The sequence below is a fragment of the Paenibacillus lautus NBRC 15380 genome (assembly GCF_004000945.1).
Lineage (GTDB): Bacteria > Bacillota > Bacilli > Paenibacillales > Paenibacillaceae > Paenibacillus_AQ > Paenibacillus_AQ lautus.
The window spans coordinates 60,144-77,591 of record NZ_BIMF01000013.1 but is presented as its reverse complement, the minus strand read 5'-3'; the positions used below and the strand labels follow the sequence as shown (position 1 = coordinate 77,591).

Sequence of the window (17,448 nt, the reverse complement as noted above, 5' to 3'; positions counted from 1 at the left end):
CTTCAATTACTGTCCTAGAATTTGTTTGCCTTTATCCTTGAAGTCCTGCGCGATCTGCTCCGGTGTCTTCTCACCCGAGAACAGCGCCTGAATGTTCGGCTTCACTACTTGCTCCTTGAATTTCTTCTGGTTACCTGAAGCCTCTGCATCGAGGTTCAGGGTCACCGGAATTTCTTTGAAGTTCGCAAAAATTTCCGCTGCTTTAATGGTGGATTCCGTACCGAGTCCTTTGCCTTCATAAAACTCCGCTTGGGATTTACGAACGAAAGGCAGCACCAGTTCATTCGCGGAATTACCGGCTTTCGCGCCGCTCAGTCCTTCCATGATCAGGAACGTGTTCTTTGCGTGCTCTTCGCCTTTATCCTTCTTCTGTTTGAACGCTACGTAGCCTTCACCAAACATGGAGGTCTTCCGCTCAGCCCCGTCGTTATGCGGAACCGGCAGCAGGACGAAATCGATTTTCGCGCCCTGTACAGTACCGCTGTCAATATCCTTCGCGCGGTTCTGGAGCATTACGTCATAGTAAGGAATCGCTTTGGACACGATCGCGGCTTCCTCTGCATAGAACAGATCCATCCGTTTGGCCGGCGTAATCGCTGCGGTCTCGGCAGGCAAATGCCCGGCTTTCATCAGATCGGACACGAATGTCATTGTATCCAGAATCCGCTCGTCGTTCCATTGGAACTCGCCTTTATCATTCAGAACGTCCGGCATGCCGTTGCTGCGCGTCAGCATTTCCATGAAGTCCAGGGAAGTACCGTCGGTCACCAGCGCATACTGCGTATTGCCGTTCGGAAGTTTCTTGGTCAATTTCTCGGCAGCTGCCTTGAATTCAGTCCAAGTCCAGCCGTTCTCTTGAATAGCCTTCCAGTCGATGCCGGCTTCTTCGAGAATCTTCTTGTTGCCGCCCCACGCCCAGAGGGATTGGTACAGCGGAAGTCCATATTGTTTACCCTGGATTTGGCCCAGCTCAAGCGTTCCCGGCAGGTAGTCGTTTTTGATCTCGTCTGTAATATAAGGGGTAAGCTCCAGTGCAAGGCCCGTATCCACATAAGCTCCATCCACCGCGTGGAAATAGAGGTCAGGCGGGTTACCGGCATTCAAGGCCACATCGAACTTCTTCGGACCCTCAGCCCAGGAGAGCACTTCGGTTTGGACTGTAATGTGCGGATATTTTTCTTTCAGATCCGCTACATGCTCTTTCAACTCATCTTCGTATTTACCATGAACCGGATAAGTCCAGACGACAACCGTATCCTGCTTCGGTGCGGCTTCACCATTTCCTTCCGAAGTGGTTCCTGTTCCGCCTTCCGGAGTCTTCGCCCCGCCGGAACCGCCGCAAGCTGCGGTAAACACGAGCATTAAAGAAGCCAACAATGTAAGCCAACCTTTTTTCTTCATGTACTACTCCCCTTATCATTTATATATTTGTGGTTTTCGCTATGAACTACAACCGTTTGATCGCTTGCCGGCTCTCATCCAGGTATTTCACTGAATTCTCGTAATTCCGGCTGGCGACGCCAAGATATAAAATATCGATAAGATTAAGCTGCGTAATGCGAGAGGACATCGCGCCACTGCGAATCTCGTTCTCCGTGGAGGAAGTGTACAAGGGAATGTCCACCGATCGGCTCAAGGTAGAATCACCGTATTTGGTAATGCCAATCGTCTTGCATCCCTTCTCCTTCGCAATAGCTGCTGCGCGGATCACTTCATCCGTTTCACCGGAGTAGGAAATGCATACGGCCGCATCATCTGGAGTCAGCAGCACCGCCGAGGTGAGCTGAACATGAGGGTCCGGAAACGATATGCATACCTTGTTAATCCGCAAAAATTTCTGCTGGGCATCCATCCCGATCAGATTGGAAGCCCCTACCCCGAACATGAAAATGCGCTTCGACTGATCGAGGGCCAGAACGGCCTCTTCCACCTTCCCTTCCTCCATAATCTTCATCGTATCCCGAATCGATTGAATGTTGTTGTTCGAGACGTTCTGTATAATTGCAGAAATGCTGTCATTGGGCCGGATATCCTGATACCCGGTGGCTAATGGCTCCTGCAAGTCTCCAGCTACCTTCAGCTTCAGATCCTGATAGCCTTTGAAACCCATCGTTTTGCACAGGCGTACAATGGCAGCCTGACTGGAACCGCTTCGGACTGCAAGATCCGCGACCGACATCTGTATCATCTCTGCCGGTTCCTGCAAAATGAAGGCTGCAACTTTGCGCTCGGACGGATTTAATGAATCATACACCTCACGCAATCGAACCAATCCGCCGTTCATTTCTTGCCCCCCCTTTACAAATCATCCTCTGACGATCACTTCTATGTAACATTACCTTACACAACTTGGATGAAAGCATGACTGGTATCGCTTTCAATATCAGTGGATTGAGTTCATTATAAATTGTATGAAATTATATTTCAATACTTAATTCATGATTTAAAATTTTATTTTACAACACTTCCGTTTTCTCCTATACTGGATATAGAAAGCGAAGTGGTTCAATATGGAAATTTTTATCGGTGTTGATGGTGGCGGTACCAAAACCGAAGCAACCGCTATCAATAGTGCTGGAGAAGTGTTTTCCCGGTATACCGGAGGTTCCACCAATCCTTACATTGTAACCTTTGATAAAGCGATGGAGGAACTCCGAACGGTGTTGGATGGGCTTTTGGCACCTCTTTTTAATAAGTCATTATTTTTCACATCAATATGTCTTGGAATGTCAGGTATAAGCTCTGCAGAAGAACGACGTCGTGTTCAGTCTTTCCTTCATTCCTATTTCCAGCAGCGGCAGCTCTCGATGCGTATTTACATGCGCTCGGAAGCCGAAATTTCATTAATGGCCGTACTGGAACGTCAGTATGGAATCCTTGCGATATCGGGAACCGGATCCAATACCTACGCTATAACCAAATCGGGAGACATCCACCGCGTCGGTGGCTGGGGACATCTTCTTGGAGACGAAGGCAGCGGTTATCAGATCGGACTTCAGACTCTGAAAACTGTCATTAAGAGCCACGAGGGCATTTTGCCACCCACCATCATGAGCAGCTTAATTGTTGCAGCCTATCCTCTCCAGCATATTACCGATCTCAAATCCTACATTTATCAGCCCGCTATAACGAAACAGGATATCGCTTCCTTCGCCCGCTGCTGCATAGAAGCAGCCGAAGCCGGTGATGAAGCGGCAGACCGTATCATCCGGCAGCAGGCAGCAGAACTGGCCGATACAACAAGCGCTCTCATCAGGCAGCAAGCTGAATTCGCTGAGAGTGAACTCGTGCGGATCGGCTCGATCTTCAAGCATTCGCCATTGTTTCGGGAAACGTACGTCGGCATTCTGCTATCGCGTTATCCCCGCCTCCGGTTCCCAGAAGGAAATCGTGAACGTACACCAGCCCATGGTGCGGCCCTGTTAGCCTACAAGCTATTTACAGACGGCGTCTCTGACTTGCTGTAGCTTTACATCAGTGCCCGTCCATATTCCAAGGCAAAAAAGGAGACCTGTCTCATGACGAATATTCTAAGTCAATTGACAACCGAACAGCCTCATGAAAATACGCAGAACATTGATCAGTTGAGCTCAGAACAAATTATGATCCTCATCAATAGCGAGGATAGCCTGATCACCGATGCGATCCGCGAACTTATTCCTCTTATAGCCAGAGCGGCAGATCTCGTCGTGGACGCTTTCCAGAAGGGCGGCAGATTGTTCTACATAGGTGCCGGTACCAGCGGCCGAATCGGTATTCTGGACGCATCCGAGTGTCCGCCTACCTACGGGACCGACCCTTCCATGGTGCAGGGATTGATTGCAGGTGGTTTCAGAGCCGTGAAGGAAGCTATCGAAGGTGCCGAGGATAGCGAAGAGTTAGGTGAGCAGGATATCAATGAAAACGGTATCAATGAGAAGGATGTTGTCATCGGTATCGCTGCAAGCGGCCGTACGCCCTATGTTCTTGGGGCGATGAGACGCGCCAAGGAGCGTGGAGCCGTTGTCATCGGACTCTGTAATAACTACGAATCGCCGATGCATCAATATGCGGATTTTGTGATCGAAGCTGTTGTCGGACCCGAAGTGATCATGGGCTCCACGCGTATGAAGGCCGGTACTTCGCAAAAGCTGATTCTGAACATGCTGACAACGACCGCCATGATTCGGATCGGCAAGGTGTACAAAAATCTGATGGTCGACCTCAACCCGTCCAATAATAAGCTTGTGCATCGCGCCAAACGCATCATAACCCTTGCAACGGGAGCCTCTGAGGAGGATGTGGAAAAGGCGTACCATGAAGCCGGCGCCCATGTTAAAACTGCCATCGTGATGCTGCTGGCTAATGTCAGTGCCGCGGAAGCGTCCAAACTTCTTGACGGTACCAGCGGATTTGTGCGCAGCGCGATCGATATGAAAACGACGAAGTAACATAAACTTCTATGGCCTATGATGAACATCTATCGTAAAATGAAACGGGATATCCTCAGATCATGTTGATCTGGAGATATCCCGTTTATTCGTTCGCCAGTCTTGGTCCTTCATTTACTGGCAGTCATCATGTTGATGGGCCGATTCGCCCCCTCGTTCATTGTTGCCCGATCATGCTCTTATCGGATCATTCACTTATAACCCCGTTCTTGGAACCAGGCCTTCTTGAATGCGTAAATTCATCGACCCTTGTCCGGCTTCCAGCCTACCTGTTGTTCACTCCATTCCCACAGACGAGCGGCCAGCTTCGAATCCCTTGCCTTGTCGGTGGTCTTCGCCGGTTTGCATTTGACATAGTATTCCCCTGTCACATGCTCCACTTCAGGACTTGAAGCCAAATAAATCGTTGTCCGAGCTCCTTCGAGCGGCGTTAAGAAGAACGGACGAAGCAGCTTATGGACCGCATTGCCAAAGCCCGTGTCCCGGTTCACGCCAATGCTGGTGCTGACGGCACCGGGATGAAGCGCATTAACCGTTACCCGCGTCGGCTGCAGCCGGCGGGCCAGCTCTTTGGTAAACAGGATGTTAGCCAATTTGGACTGCGCGTAACCTTTGGCCACATGGAATCCCTTACCGAGATTAGGGTCATCAAAATGGATGCTGCCCACTTTATGCGCGCCAGAGGATACATTCACGACCCTCCCCTGCCGGGCGTGCTGAAGGGGCTCCAGAAGCTCGTTCGTCAGCAAAAAATGCCCCAGATGATTGACCCCCATCATGGCTTCGTATCCGTCCTGCGTTAGTTCCCGCTTGATGGTGACCACGCCAGCATTATTTACGAGAACGTCAAGCCGCTCGTATTTGGCCTTATAATCGGAAGCGAATGCCCTAATGCTATCAAAAGACCCCAAATCCAGCGTCATCAGCTCGATTTTCGAGCTGCCGCTCTCCTGCAACGCTTGCCGAAGAGCCGCTTCGCCCCTCGATTGACTACGGCAAGCCATGATCACATGCGCTCCGCCTTTTGCCAGCTCCACCGTCGCAGCCAGGCCCATGCCGGAGTTGGCTCCTGTTACGATGATGATCTTTCCAATCATGTCATTCATCCCGCTGACCTCCTGTTCGTCTACCTGCTACCATTCTAATAAGAAAAACGACTATCGACGTACTTTCTCAGAAGACAGACCACATTTAGCGGAAGTTTTTCTTGCGAGATAAGGATGGTAAGCCTCTGAAGTTTATACTTTCTTATCTCTAAAAAAAAGCCCCGCCACCAACATCGATTTGGAGACGAGACTTAAATAACGTACTGGAAAAAGCTTATGTCAGGCTTAAACGCCTCAGGCTCCGCCATTCATCGCAAGTATGATGGCAGCCAGACCGAAACAGAGATTCAGCAAGCATAGAAATACTAATGTCTGCTTCTGATTGAGTCCCGTTGCCAGCAAACGATAATGCGCTTGGGATGCATCGGCCTGATAGATCGGCTTGGACTGAAGCATTCTGCGGATGACCACAATAATATTATCGAAGATCGGCACGCCCAGAGCGAAGATTGGAACGAATAAGGACGCCAGGGTTGCACCTTTAAACGCACCATCCAGGGCAATGATCCCGAGAATGAACCCGAGGAAGGTGGCGCCTGCATCTCCCATAAACACTCGGGCAGGCGGCTTATTATATCGTAAATATCCCAGCGCAGCACCTACAAGAATGACGGCTAGCAGCGCGGATTCGCCTCTGCCCAGCGTAATCGCCACAACAAACAGCGTGCCTCCGGATATGGCGGAGAGCCCTCCAGCAAGACCGTCGATGCCATCCGAGAAATTAATGACTGTCGTTACACCGAAAATCCACAGAATCGTTAAGATGAGCTGCAGCCATTCCGGCAGGTTAATATACTGACCCGTAAACGGATTGTTGAATCCTTCAAACGCGATGCCATAGCTGTATACAACGACGGCTGCGCTGACCTGTACAATGAGCTTCGGCAGCGAAGCCAGTTCCTTGCCTTGGGACTTATACCAATCATCCACGAGTCCAATGCCAAGAATAAGAGCACTACCGATAAAGATGCCTACCGCTTCCCTTGAAATGGCGCCGGTAAGCGCAAAATAGGTGATGAAAAATCCGATAAATATGGCGACCCCCGCTGTCAGCGGTATCGGCTCGCGGTGTATTTTCCGCTCGCTGTCCGGTCTTGGCTTGTCCACAAAATCAAGCTTGATCGCAAGTTTGCGAAATGGCGGAATCAGTACCAATACCAGCACCATGGATATGACAAACGCTGCAAAATAGAGCATGGTTTCCTCCCAATAAATGATGAATAATGGAGAACATTGCATTCTAAGTATATGACTTATATCGAACTCTATCAACCTATCAAAAGAAAAAGACTGCAGCATCAGTAGAATTTCTACTTAGCAGCAGCCCTCCCGGACTCACAGGTTAAGACTCCTTCTTCACCGCAAGTCCGATGATCATAACGATAAGTGCCAGCAAAGCAATCAACTGATCGATGGTCATGGCCAAAAGCCTCCTTCAAGCAGGATGGCTCTTGCCCGGGCTACACATCTCCCTCTCCCGTTAAATGCCTTACGTTTTTCCCCACTACCATCTTATGAGGGCTCCCACCCGTTTTATGACGGGGGCCGCCAAAAAACCTGCCCCCGTTCATAAAACACGGAAAGGCAGGTTGCATCGGCATACCTTGGATAATGAACACAGATATGGGGATGAGATGTGTTATTCTCACGGAGCAGTAGACCCTCACCCCGATGCTCCCAGTGTTCCGTTTATGACTCGCTTCGGATTAGGCTTCCCTTACTCCGTCACGATGTCATAAATCAATACAGGCGCATCCGCATGATCTGCAATCCGAATGCTCTCATACAGCTTCTGCTTCACGTCATCCACGTTCTCGCGGTTAGCATGAATGGTTACAAGGGAATCACCCTTCTTCACGGCATCGCCGACCTTCTTGTTCAGCATCAGGCCTACAGCCAGATCAATCTCGGATTCCTTCGTTGCACGGCCGGCACCAAGCAGCATCGCTGCGGTACCGATCTCATCCGCTACCAGCTCAGCGACAACACCGTCCTGCTGCGCAGGAAGCTCAATAAGGTACTTCGCCTTCGGCAGCCGGTCGGGGTGATCCACCACGGACGCATCCCCGCCCTGGTTCTGGATGAATTCCTTGAATTTCTCCAATGCCTTGCCGTTGCGGATAACCTCTCTGAGCTTCTCTTCGGCATCTTCAAGCGAATCTGCCTTCTGAGCGAGGTAAACCATCTGCCGGCCCAGAGCCAGGCACAGCTCCTCCAGATCCTTCGGACCCTCGCCGCGAAGAGCATCAATCGCTTCCTGCACCTCCAGCGAGTTGCCGATCGCGGCCCCAAGCGGCTGGCTCATATCGGAGATGACCGCCATCGTTTTGCGGCCTACGTTGTTGCCGATGCTAACCATGGCATGCGCCAATTCCTTGGCATCCTCCACGGTTTTCATGAACGCGCCTGCTCCGGTTTTCACATCCAGGACGATTGCGTCCGAGCCAGCGGCGATCTTCTTACTCATGATGGAGCTGGCAATCAGCGGAATGGAGTTGACGGTGGCCGTCACATCCCGGAGCGCGTACAGTTTTTTGTCCGCCGGAGTGAGGTTTCCGGTTTGGCCGATGACGGCGATTTTATGTTGATTCACAAGGTTCACAAATTCGTCTTTGCTGATCTCCACATGGAATCCTTCGATGGACTCCAGCTTATCGATCGTTCCTCCGGTATGGCCGAGGCCGCGGCCGGACATCTTCGCTACGGGAATATCCAGTGCCGCTACGAGCGGGGCCAGCACAAGCGTCGTCGTGTCGCCTACGCCCCCGGTGGAATGCTTATCGACCTTGATTCCCTCAATTGCGGACAGATCAATCGTTTCGCCGGAGTTTACCATCGCCATCGTCAGGTCCGCCCGCTCCCGGTCAGTCATGTCCTGAAAATAAATCGCCATGTTCATGGCGCTCACCTGATAGTCGGGAATATCACCCTTGGTATATCCGTCGATGAAGAAATTGATCTCTTCTGTTGTCAGTTCCTTGCCGTCTCGTTTCTTCGCAATTAAATCAACCATTCTCATCGTACATTCTCCTCACTGTTTGCGATGATTGTGTTCCTTACAAAAAAGAGCCTCATAACAATTGCAGATCGTTCTTCCGATCGCTGTTGCCCCAGATTCCTTATATATTGTTAATACTGTTGGAATCCATGGGCAAAGGCAACCGCTTCGCTTCACCAAAACAAATCCGCCTTCTTCTTCGGCGCCGTTTCCTTACAACGAAATCGCCGTATCCAGTGCGACTTCCATCATCTCGTTAAACGTCGTTTGGCGCTCCTCGGAAGAAGTCTCTTCCCCTGTCAGCAAGTGGTCACTTACGGTCAGGATCGTCAGGGCATTTACGCCGAATCGTGCGGCAATCGTGTAGAGGGCCGTTGTCTCCATCTCCACGCCCAGCACGCCGTGCTGCATCAGCTTCTCAACCACCGACTTGTCCTCACGGTAGAACACATCGGACGTGAACACGTTGCCGACATGCATCTTCAGGCCTTTCTCCTTGCCTCGCTCATACGCGCCAAGCAGCAGCGGGAAGCTGGCGATCGGAGAGAAATCATAACCGTTAAAGTGGTGACGGTTCATGCCGGAATCCGAGCAAGCCGCCTGGGCCAGAATGACGTCGCGTACACGAACATGCTCCTGCATCGCGCCGCAGGTTCCAACACGGAACAAGTTTTTTACGCCATAATCCCGAATGAGTTCATTAACATAAATCCCGATGGAAGGCACGCCCATGCCCGAACCCTGCACGGAGATGCGTTTTCCTTTGTAGGTTCCCGTAAATCCGAGCATGCCCCGCACTTCGTTGTAGCAGGTCACATCCTCCAGATACGTCTCGGCAATAAATTTAGCCCGCAGCGGGTCGCCTGGCAGCAGAATCGACTCGGCGATATCTCCCGGTTTCGCTCCAATATGTGTACTCATGTCCCATTCCTCCACATTTTCGATTATTTCAAATCATTCAAAAAGCTTGTTCCGTGCTCCGGCAGCTTCACGCCGAAGTTGTCCGCAACCGTGGCGCCGATGTCGGCAAAGGTCTTGCGAAGCGGCAGTTCCTTACCCTCCGCAAAACGTGGAGAATAAACAAGCAGCGGCACGTATTCACGCGTGTGGTCCGTTCCTTTGTAGGTCGGATCATTCCCGTGGTCGGCCGTGATGATCAGCAGATCCTTTTCCGTCATCTTCTCGAACACTTCGGGCAAGCGCTGATCGTAATCCTCCAACGCTTGGCCGTATCCTTTCGGATCGCGACGGTGTCCGTACACGGCATCGAAATCCACGAGGTTCAGGAAGCTCAGACCCTTGAAGGATTCACCCAGGGTTTGCACCATTTTATCCATGCCGTCCATATTCGATACGGTTCTGACCGCCTTCGTAATGCCTTCGCCATCATAAATGTCGGAGATTTTCCCGAGGGCGATGACGTCAAGACCAGCATCTTTCATCTCGTTCATCGTGGTACGTCCGAAAGGCTTCAAAGCATAGTCATGCCGATTCGCCGTACGCTTGAAGCTCCCGACCTCGCCAATGAAAGGACGGGCGATGATCCGGCCGAGCATATAAGGATCCTCCAGCGTGATTTCGCGGCAGAACTCGCAGATTTCATACAGCTCTTTCAGTGGAACGATATCCTCATGCGCAGCGATTTGAAGCACGGAATCCGCCGAAGTATAAATGATTAGAGCCCCCGTTTTTACATGTTCTTCGCCAAGCTCTTCGATAATCTCCGTTCCGCTGGCCGGCTTGTTGCCGATGACCTTGCGTCCGGTCTTTTCTTCAATGCGCTGGATCAGCTCGTCCGGGAACCCGTCCGGGAACACGCGGAAAGGCGTATCGATATACAAGCCCATGATCTCCCAGTGCCCCGTCATGGTGTCTTTGCCATTCGAAGCTTCCTGCATCTTCGTATAGTAAGCACGAGGTTGATCCGAGGCCGGGACTCCCTCGATCTCCCGAATGTTGGACAGACCGAGCGCTGCCATATTCGGCATGTTGAGCCCGCCGCATTCGCGGGCGATATGACCCAGCGTGTCGGATCCGATATCGTCAAAGTCAGCCGCATCGGGTGCTTCACCGATACCTACAGAGTCCAATACGATCAAGTGAATTCGGTCAAAACGTTCCATATCCATTGCTCCCCCTCATATATGAGTTTTTAATCAAACTATCCATAAGGCTCGCTTGTAGTAGTTCGTTTCCTGCCAGGCTTACAGGAACAGTCCGGTAATGGTGGCCGACAGCACGCTTACCAGCGTCGCCCCGTACAGCAGCTTTAAGCCGAAGCGGGCAACCACGTTCCCCTGCTTCTCGTTCAGGCCTTTGACCGCGCCGGCAATGATGCCGATCGAGGAGAAGTTGGCGAAGGACACCAAGAATACCGATACGATACCTACGGTGCGTTCGGACATATTCGTGAAGTTGGCCAGATCGAGCATCGCGACGAATTCATTCGATACCAGCTTGGTAGCCATAATGCTGCCTGCATCCACCGCCTCTTTCCAAGGCACGCCCATCACAAAGGCGAATGGAGCAAAGATGTAACCTAACAGCTCCTGGAAGGTGATTCCGAAAATAATATCAAAAATGCCGTTGATCATTGCGATCAATGCAACGAAGCCGAGGAGCATCGCCGCAACGGTAATCGCGACCTTGAAGCCATCCATGATGTATTCGCCCAGCATCTCGAAGAAGGACTGCTTCTCCTCCTCCTGCACCTCCAGAATATCCTCTTCCTTCTCCACCTTGTAGGGGTTGACGATGGAAGCAATGATAAATCCGCCAAACAGGTTCAGTACAAGCGCGGTCACCACATACCGCGGCTCGATCATGGTCATGTATGCCCCGACGATCGACATCGATACCGTGGACATCGCGGAAGCACAGAGCGTATACATACGGTGCTTCGGTATTAAGGCGATCTGTTTTTTAACCGATATAAACACCTCGGATTGCCCCAGGATCGCGGAAGCTACCGCATTGTAAGACTCCAGCTTGCCCATGCCGTTGACTTTACTCAAGACGAGACCGATATATCTTACGATAAACGGCAGTACCTTAATATATTGAAGTATACCAATCAATGCGGAAATAAACACGATTGGCAGCAGGACATTCAAGAAGAACGGACCATCACCTTCAATGGCAAAGCCGCCAAATACAAACCCGATTCCGGCTCCGGCGTAGTCAAGCAGTGCTTTAAACGTATTCGCTATCCCTTTAACAAGATACTCGCCGACATTGGTGTTCAGCAGGATAAATCCAAGGATCAGCTGCAGCACAATCATGACAGCCAGCGGACGATAACGAATGTTGCGCTTATCATTGCTGATAAGGAACGCAAGACCGAATACGACCAGCAAACCTAGTATGGCGATTATATATTTCATCGTCGTTGTTCCCCCATAGGTGATTTTTTTGATATGACACGGCTATAGAATCATCGAAAACCGGATATTCACAAAAGCATTTAGTAGGAAGAGCTGGATTGGCCGCCCTCCATAATTTTCACGCCGGAGCTGGCACCGATACGCGTTGCACCCGCTTCGATCATGCGGTCCATATCTTCCTTGCTGCGCACGCCGCCGGAGGCCTTAACGCCGATGTTCTCGCCAACGGTTTTGCGCATCAAGGCTACGTCTTCCGGCGTCGCTGCGTCCACTACTGCCTGAATATCGTTCAATACAAGCTCATCGTTGCGATCTTTGAGCGCTCCGATGTTGATGACCATATCAACCTCCGCAGCCCCGTTAGCAATAGCGTCCTTCGCTTCAAAAGCTTTTACCGTGGATGTTGCAGCTCCCAGAGGGAAACCGATAACCGTGCATACTTTGACGTTGGTGTCCGCCAGCTGCTCAGCACAGTAGGATACCCAAGTCGGGTTCACACAAACCGAAGCAAACTCGTACTTTTTGGCCTCTTCTGTAATTTTCGTAATCTCGGCTTGGGTTGCATCCGCCTTCAAGAGCGTGTGGTCGATCATTCCTGCTATATTCATCTGGTTAAAACACTCCTTAAACTGTATTTTTAGCAATCTTGTAAAAGCGCTATCATAACGCTTAATCCTTTAGACGGGACCATCATATCATAGCCTTGAACATATGTAAAATACATATTGAAAATATGTTCATTCCGATTTATGGCAATGATATTTATCATTGTTGACTAAACCGACAATTGATCATTCAGGAATAATCTAACAATTCACTACGTTTACTATGCTCTATACCCGATCAGGGTAAACATAATCAGATAATAAGATCCGTTTCCTGTTATGACAGCTATTTTTAACGCACTAAAAAACACCTCCTCCAGGCGAGGCACGAAGCTGTAACGGCTTCTAATCTCCCTAAAACGAGGTGTCTATAAAATATCCATATCAAGTTGAGCATTTCATGATAACAAGGCTTGCGCCGTAAACTGGTCCGTCACCAGGATGTTTGCATACTTACCGATCAGCGCAGCTCGAATGGCATCTACCTTTCGCTGCCCACCTGCCACGAGAATGGATTTCTCCTTGTGCCTGAGATCATCCAAATCGATGCCTACCGTACGATTGTTAATATCCTCGCTGCACACCGTGCCCTCCGCATCAAAAAAACGGGAGCAAATATCGCCCGCGCCGATCCGCTGCAGCAGCTTCTGTTCTTCCTTGCTAAGATAGCCGAGCCTGAACAGCAGCGCGTCCTCATGAACGGTACCCACCGTGAACATGGCGATGTTGGCTTGTTTGCCTAATTGGATAATCCGCTGGATATGCCGGTCCCTCTCCACCATTTCTTTCAACTCCGTGGTGTCAAAGATGACGGGCAGCGGCAAATATCTCGCCATCGTGTGGTATGCCTCGGCAAATAGATTGACGATCTCTGCGGCATACGTGTTCACATGCGAATGGCTGACGCCGCCCTTCAACTGCACGACCTCTACGCCCCGAACGGGCTTCTGCTGCAGCTGAAGCGCCACGGCATGCATGGTCGTTCCCCAGGTCACGCCGATAATATCGGCATCCTGGACCGTTTCATGCAGGTAATCGGCCGCCCTTTTGCTGATATGCTTCTGGATTTCGCGGTATTCATTGATGGGAGAATAACTCACCAGCACCTGTTCCAGTCCGTACTCCTTCTTCACCCTTTCGCCCAAAGCGTCCAGGTCCTCGAGAGGGTCCACAATGCTGATCTGCACGTAGCCCTGCTCCTTGGCGTGCTGAAGAAGCCTGGAGACCGTAGGACGTGAAACGCCGAGCCTTGTCGCGATATCCTGCTGGCTGTAATCCGACATATAATACAATCTTGCGGCCTCGATGCTAAGGCGCTGTTTATCCTGATCCATGATCCAACCCACTTTTATTTATGTCGTAACCGAATTGGGTACATTATACATTGTTCTTAGGCGGATTTCGATAGCCGCCGTTATGATCAAAATAAACAAGCGCCCGATCAACGATCGTATTCCTGACATCTCAGGCAATACAATGTTGACGACGGACGCTTGCAAGGGATCGGCCTATACCGGCTGAACGTATTCGAGCGGAGATACCCGGCCATAGGAGGTCTTGGCGCCTTGGATCGGCGCTGCCCAGGCGACGGCATTGGTAATTACCTGTTGAATTTCAGGTTGATGGTAAGTAGGGAATGCTTCATGACCCGGTCTAAAATAGAACAGCTTGCCGCGTCCGCGCTTGTAGCAGCAGCCGCTGCGGAATACCTCCCCGCCTTCGAACCAGGAGACAAACACCAGTTCATCCGGTGCCGGGATCTCAAAGCGCTCACCGTACATTTCCTCCTGCGGAACCTCGATATATTCTCCAAGTCCGCTAACGATTGGATGGCTGGGATCAATGACCCACAACCGTTCCTTCTCGCCGTCATCGCGCCATTTCAGTGCGCCTGTGTTCGTGCCGAGAAGGCGCTGGAAAATCTTCGAGCCGTGACCGGAATGCAGCACGATGATCCCCATGCCGTCCAATACGCGCTGGCGCACTTTTTCCACAATATCATCCCGTACTTCGCCGTGAGCCACATGCCCCCACCAGATCAGGACGTCCGTTGAAGCAAGTACTTCATCTGTTAATCCGTGTTCCGGATCATCCAGCACGGCCGTGCGTACGTCAAATTGTGTATCCTTCTCCAGAAAATCAGCAATCGTCCGGTGGATGCCTTCGGGGTAAATCTTTGCGATCTGTTCATTATGTCTCTCGTGCCGGTATTCATTCCATACCGTTACATTGATATTAGCCAAGAGTATGGCCTCCTTTAATATTAATTTCCTACGCTCTTCCGTCCAGCTGGAAACCATCGTTCTCTGGTGACATCCGTAAGACCTCTTATACATTCATCCCAAGTATAGGCTGTGTTACAATGAACGGGAATGTGTGAAAGTTACTCTTTTTGTACAAAAACGACTTCACGTTTTTTTGGGGAGAGGGTGGAATTCGTGCTATCGATGAACGCTGACTATGTGCCAAGAATCAAACTGATGGGATTTGTCTCCTACAAAAACCCCTGGATTCATTTCAAGCGGAACACACACGAGTATATTCTGTATTTCGTGAAGAGCGGCGAGCTTCATATGCGGGAGAACGGCGTTTCCCATGTGCTCAAGAAAGGCGACTTGCTGGTCCTTGAACCGCATCTGGACCACGAGGGAACCCAGAGACATCCGTGCGACTACTACTATATTCATTTTGAACACCCCGATATTCATCAAACGCCCGAGCGCCCCTTATCCTTGCTGGCCAAGCAATGGATCATGGGCGAGAGCCAGACGACAGGCAAGGACGACAGCAGACAGCTATATTTCCCCAAGACCTGCACGCTAACCCAGAAAAAAAGCCTTCATCATATGTACCATGCTCTTGGCGAAATGCTGCAGCTGTACAGACGGGAGCACTTTAACCGCAGTTTGACCGCGCTCAAATTCATGGAAATGCTGATCGAGCTGTCCCGTGAGAGCCTATTCGATGAGCTGGAGAAAAACAGCCCGCACACCAAGTCCTATATGAAGGTGCATGCGCTGCTTGACTACATCCATGAACATTACGCCGAGAAAATCATCAGCTCGGATATCGAACAGCGTTTCGAATGCAATTATGATTACATCAATCGGGTGTTCGCCAAGCTTACCGGACATACGATCATGCGATATGTGAATCAGGTACGAATCAATCATGCGAAGGAATTAATCGAGGCCACGCACCTCAGTTTCGGAGAGATCGGGTATCTAACCGGCCTGGAGGATCCGTTTTATTTCAGCAAGGTGTTCAAAAAATATGTCGGCATGTCCCCCAATCAATACTATAAGCAGGTCCGCGAGAAGGAATAAGGTTAAGTGTGCTCGTCGCTGGCTCCCGGTATAAAGGTCATCGTATCGTGGATAGATCCACAGCAAGCGTTGCGCCTGACCACCGGCCTTGGGGATAACCCGTCTCCTCCCTCGAGTTAATGGGGAGTTATGCTTGCACTTCTCCACATTTGTTCACAAACGCTGGATAACTTCCATGAAATATAAGATCGAAATTCGATTTATGCGGAACGAACGGGGATAATGTTTATAACTCTGTGTATAACGAACTCATTCATCGTGTTATGCACAGTCCTTCCGGTGTGTAGCATGCGCCCTTCGTTTGAATTATCCACATGCTTTGATTTGGACTTTTTTGCATTTGAGTCCTAGATCCATGGAGTATCAAAAAAAAGCGAAAACAGGGAAGCCCTCCCTGTCTTCGCTTTATAATTGTAAGGGTGCCGCCCAGTGACAACAAAGACGTCGATATCAAAACTACGGCTTTATACAACTTCGAACGGTTTCCTACTGCTCTTTTATTTGCGCCCGTAATCGGCCTTTATTTCTCCCCAGCTCTTCGTTTGCCATTTCAGTACCTTGTTCTCATATGTATTGGTACGGAGCCAGTGCTCGGCCCGGTCCACCAGATCCCAGATCTCTTTGGTGGACGCATCGCGCGGCAGCGTGGAGACCACCTTCTTCTGCTTCAGCCATTTGAGCGCATTCATGGAGTCGCTGTACACCGTTTTGGTGCTGCCGATTTTCTTCAGGTAAGCCAGCGCGTGAACGATGGCCAGAAACTCGCCGAGATTGTTCGTTCCCTTTGAAATCGGTCCGCACGAGAACAGAATATCACCCGTCTGCGTATCCACGCCTTTATACTCGACGGGTCCCGGGTTTCCCCGCGTCCCCACATCTACGGAGATGCTGTCATAATCGATCTCACCCGGTTCTTCAGCGGCAGATGTGCTGCTGCGCTTGTAGCTCTTGGAGCCTGAGCTGCCCGACTTGCTTCCGGACTGCTGCCCCCAGTAATTTTTATAACCTGCCGCATAAGCCTGTTCCGCTTCGCTTCGGGATTCGAACGCCTTGAACTTCGCGCCTGTAAACTGATTTACCTGCTGTTGGCAGTCGCCCCAGCTTGTATAAATTCCGGGCACTTTACCTACCCAGACTACATAATATTTTTGCTTCGCCATCATAAACCTCCATCCTGAACTAACCTCTCTAGCGTACTATATCACATCCTTCGAAACCAACAAAAAAAGCGCCATCGTCTCCGATCCGCTTTCTGTGTTTGATCTTATTCCATTGTTCCTGTTTGGTCGGCTTCACTCTCACATGCTGTGACAGCGCACTGTAATCTTCGTTGGTCTTTCTCATCGAGATGGCTGACCATGTTCCGGCACGTTCCGCTTTGCGGAGCGCTTTTTGCGTTTTGGTACGGGCCATGAGGCTCACACTCCTTGTATTATAGAATTCCCTATATTGTACGGCAAAATTGGTGGAAAGGGAACAAAAGTCGCTCAGGATCCGCCACTCCGCATGAACGATCCCTGCAGTATATTCCTTCTCGTTAATAACAGTAGAGATTTCATTTTCCGTCTCACCCGGCATCTCCTCTCCTTACTTAATAAAA

Annotated in this window: 17 protein-coding genes; 4 read left to right on the top strand and 13 right to left on the bottom strand. The window is 50.5% G+C overall.

The window, feature by feature from the left end; translation table 11 throughout:
- Positions 1-6 precede the first annotated feature (6 nt).
- Entirely contained in the window at positions 7-1,401 is a 1,395-nt protein-coding gene (locus PLA01S_RS21010) for an ABC transporter substrate-binding protein (RefSeq protein ID WP_100541423.1), read from the bottom strand.
- Positions 1,402-1,447: 46 nt separating this feature from the next.
- Positions 1,448-2,284: a MurR/RpiR family transcriptional regulator gene (locus tag PLA01S_RS21005; RefSeq protein ID WP_036643553.1), complete on the bottom strand. Its 837-nt coding sequence runs from the start codon at positions 2,282-2,284 to the stop codon at positions 1,448-1,450.
- A 226-nt stretch (positions 2,285-2,510) separates the two neighbouring features.
- Here PLA01S_RS21005 and PLA01S_RS21000 point away from each other — a divergent pair, with 226 nt between their 5' ends.
- Positions 2,511-3,467, top strand: coding sequence for a BadF/BadG/BcrA/BcrD ATPase family protein (locus PLA01S_RS21000; RefSeq protein WP_127593887.1), 957 nt, complete (start codon positions 2,511-2,513; stop codon positions 3,465-3,467).
- A 51-nt stretch (positions 3,468-3,518) separates the two neighbouring features.
- A complete protein-coding gene (murQ, locus tag PLA01S_RS20995; protein WP_127593886.1) occupies positions 3,519-4,430 on the top strand; it encodes an N-acetylmuramic acid 6-phosphate etherase in 912 nt (303 codons plus the stop codon).
- Between the two features lie 239 nt (positions 4,431-4,669).
- On the opposite strand, the gene PLA01S_RS20990 is transcribed toward murQ, so the two are convergent.
- The 8 genes from PLA01S_RS20990 to deoR all read right to left on the bottom strand — a co-directional run bounded on the left by PLA01S_RS20990 (position 4,670) and on the right by deoR (position 13,856).
- Positions 4,670-5,536 (bottom strand): SDR family oxidoreductase, encoded by an 867-nt coding sequence (locus PLA01S_RS20990; protein WP_174819234.1) that lies wholly within the window; start codon positions 5,534-5,536, stop codon positions 4,670-4,672.
- Between the two features lie 234 nt (positions 5,537-5,770).
- Entirely contained in the window at positions 5,771-6,733 is a 963-nt protein-coding gene (locus PLA01S_RS20985; protein WP_100541420.1) for an MraY family glycosyltransferase, read from the bottom strand.
- Positions 6,734-7,253: 520 nt separating this feature from the next.
- Positions 7,254-8,555 carry a pyrimidine-nucleoside phosphorylase gene (locus PLA01S_RS20980; RefSeq protein WP_100541419.1) on the bottom strand — a complete coding sequence of 434 codons (1,302 nt, stop codon included), beginning with the start codon at positions 8,553-8,555 and terminating at the stop codon, positions 7,254-7,256.
- A 192-nt stretch (positions 8,556-8,747) separates the two neighbouring features.
- Positions 8,748-9,455 carry a purine-nucleoside phosphorylase gene (deoD, locus tag PLA01S_RS20975; RefSeq protein ID WP_076325327.1) on the bottom strand — a complete coding sequence of 236 codons (708 nt, stop codon included), beginning with the start codon at positions 9,453-9,455 and terminating at the stop codon, positions 8,748-8,750.
- 23 nt (positions 9,456-9,478) lie between these two features.
- On the bottom strand, positions 9,479-10,657 hold the full coding sequence (deoB, locus tag PLA01S_RS20970) for a phosphopentomutase (protein WP_127593885.1): 1,179 nt from the start codon (positions 10,655-10,657) through the stop codon (positions 9,479-9,481).
- A gap of 81 nt (positions 10,658-10,738) precedes the next feature.
- A complete protein-coding gene (locus PLA01S_RS20965) occupies positions 10,739-11,917 on the bottom strand; it encodes a NupC/NupG family nucleoside CNT transporter (protein ID WP_127593884.1) in 1,179 nt (392 codons plus the stop codon).
- 80 nt (positions 11,918-11,997) lie between these two features.
- The gene (deoC, locus tag PLA01S_RS20960; RefSeq protein ID WP_127593883.1) at positions 11,998-12,525 is read right to left on the bottom strand and encodes a deoxyribose-phosphate aldolase; all 528 of its coding nucleotides are present in this window, start codon (positions 12,523-12,525) and stop codon (positions 11,998-12,000) included.
- A gap of 395 nt (positions 12,526-12,920) precedes the next feature.
- Entirely contained in the window at positions 12,921-13,856 is a 936-nt protein-coding gene (deoR, locus tag PLA01S_RS20955) for a DNA-binding transcriptional repressor DeoR (protein WP_127593882.1), read from the bottom strand.
- Here deoR and PLA01S_RS32075 point away from each other — a divergent pair.
- Positions 13,855-14,043, top strand: coding sequence for a hypothetical protein (locus PLA01S_RS32075; protein WP_164817486.1), 189 nt, complete (start codon positions 13,855-13,857; stop codon positions 14,041-14,043). The genes deoR and PLA01S_RS32075 overlap by 2 nt on opposite strands.
- Here the strand turns inward: PLA01S_RS32075 and PLA01S_RS20950 are convergent.
- Complete coding sequence (locus PLA01S_RS20950) at positions 14,031-14,765, bottom strand: ThuA domain-containing protein (protein ID WP_127593881.1); 735 nt, start codon at positions 14,763-14,765, stop codon at positions 14,031-14,033. The two genes, PLA01S_RS32075 and PLA01S_RS20950, sit on opposite strands and share 13 nt — an antisense overlap.
- A 204-nt stretch (positions 14,766-14,969) precedes the next feature.
- Here PLA01S_RS20950 and PLA01S_RS20945 point away from each other — a divergent pair, with 204 nt between their 5' ends.
- Complete coding sequence (locus PLA01S_RS20945) at positions 14,970-15,848, top strand: helix-turn-helix transcriptional regulator (protein ID WP_127593961.1); 879 nt, start codon at positions 14,970-14,972, stop codon at positions 15,846-15,848.
- A 497-nt stretch (positions 15,849-16,345) separates the two neighbouring features.
- On the opposite strand, the gene rnhA is transcribed toward PLA01S_RS20945, so the two are convergent.
- Together rnhA and brfA are read right to left on the bottom strand one after the other, a co-directional pair.
- Entirely contained in the window at positions 16,346-17,008 is a 663-nt protein-coding gene (gene rnhA / locus PLA01S_RS20940; protein WP_127593960.1) for a ribonuclease H, read from the bottom strand.
- 28 nt (positions 17,009-17,036) lie between these two features.
- Positions 17,037-17,261, bottom strand: coding sequence for a ribosome rescue factor BrfA (gene brfA / locus PLA01S_RS20935; protein ID WP_127593880.1), 225 nt, complete (start codon positions 17,259-17,261; stop codon positions 17,037-17,039).
- Positions 17,262-17,448: the final 187 nt, after the last annotated feature.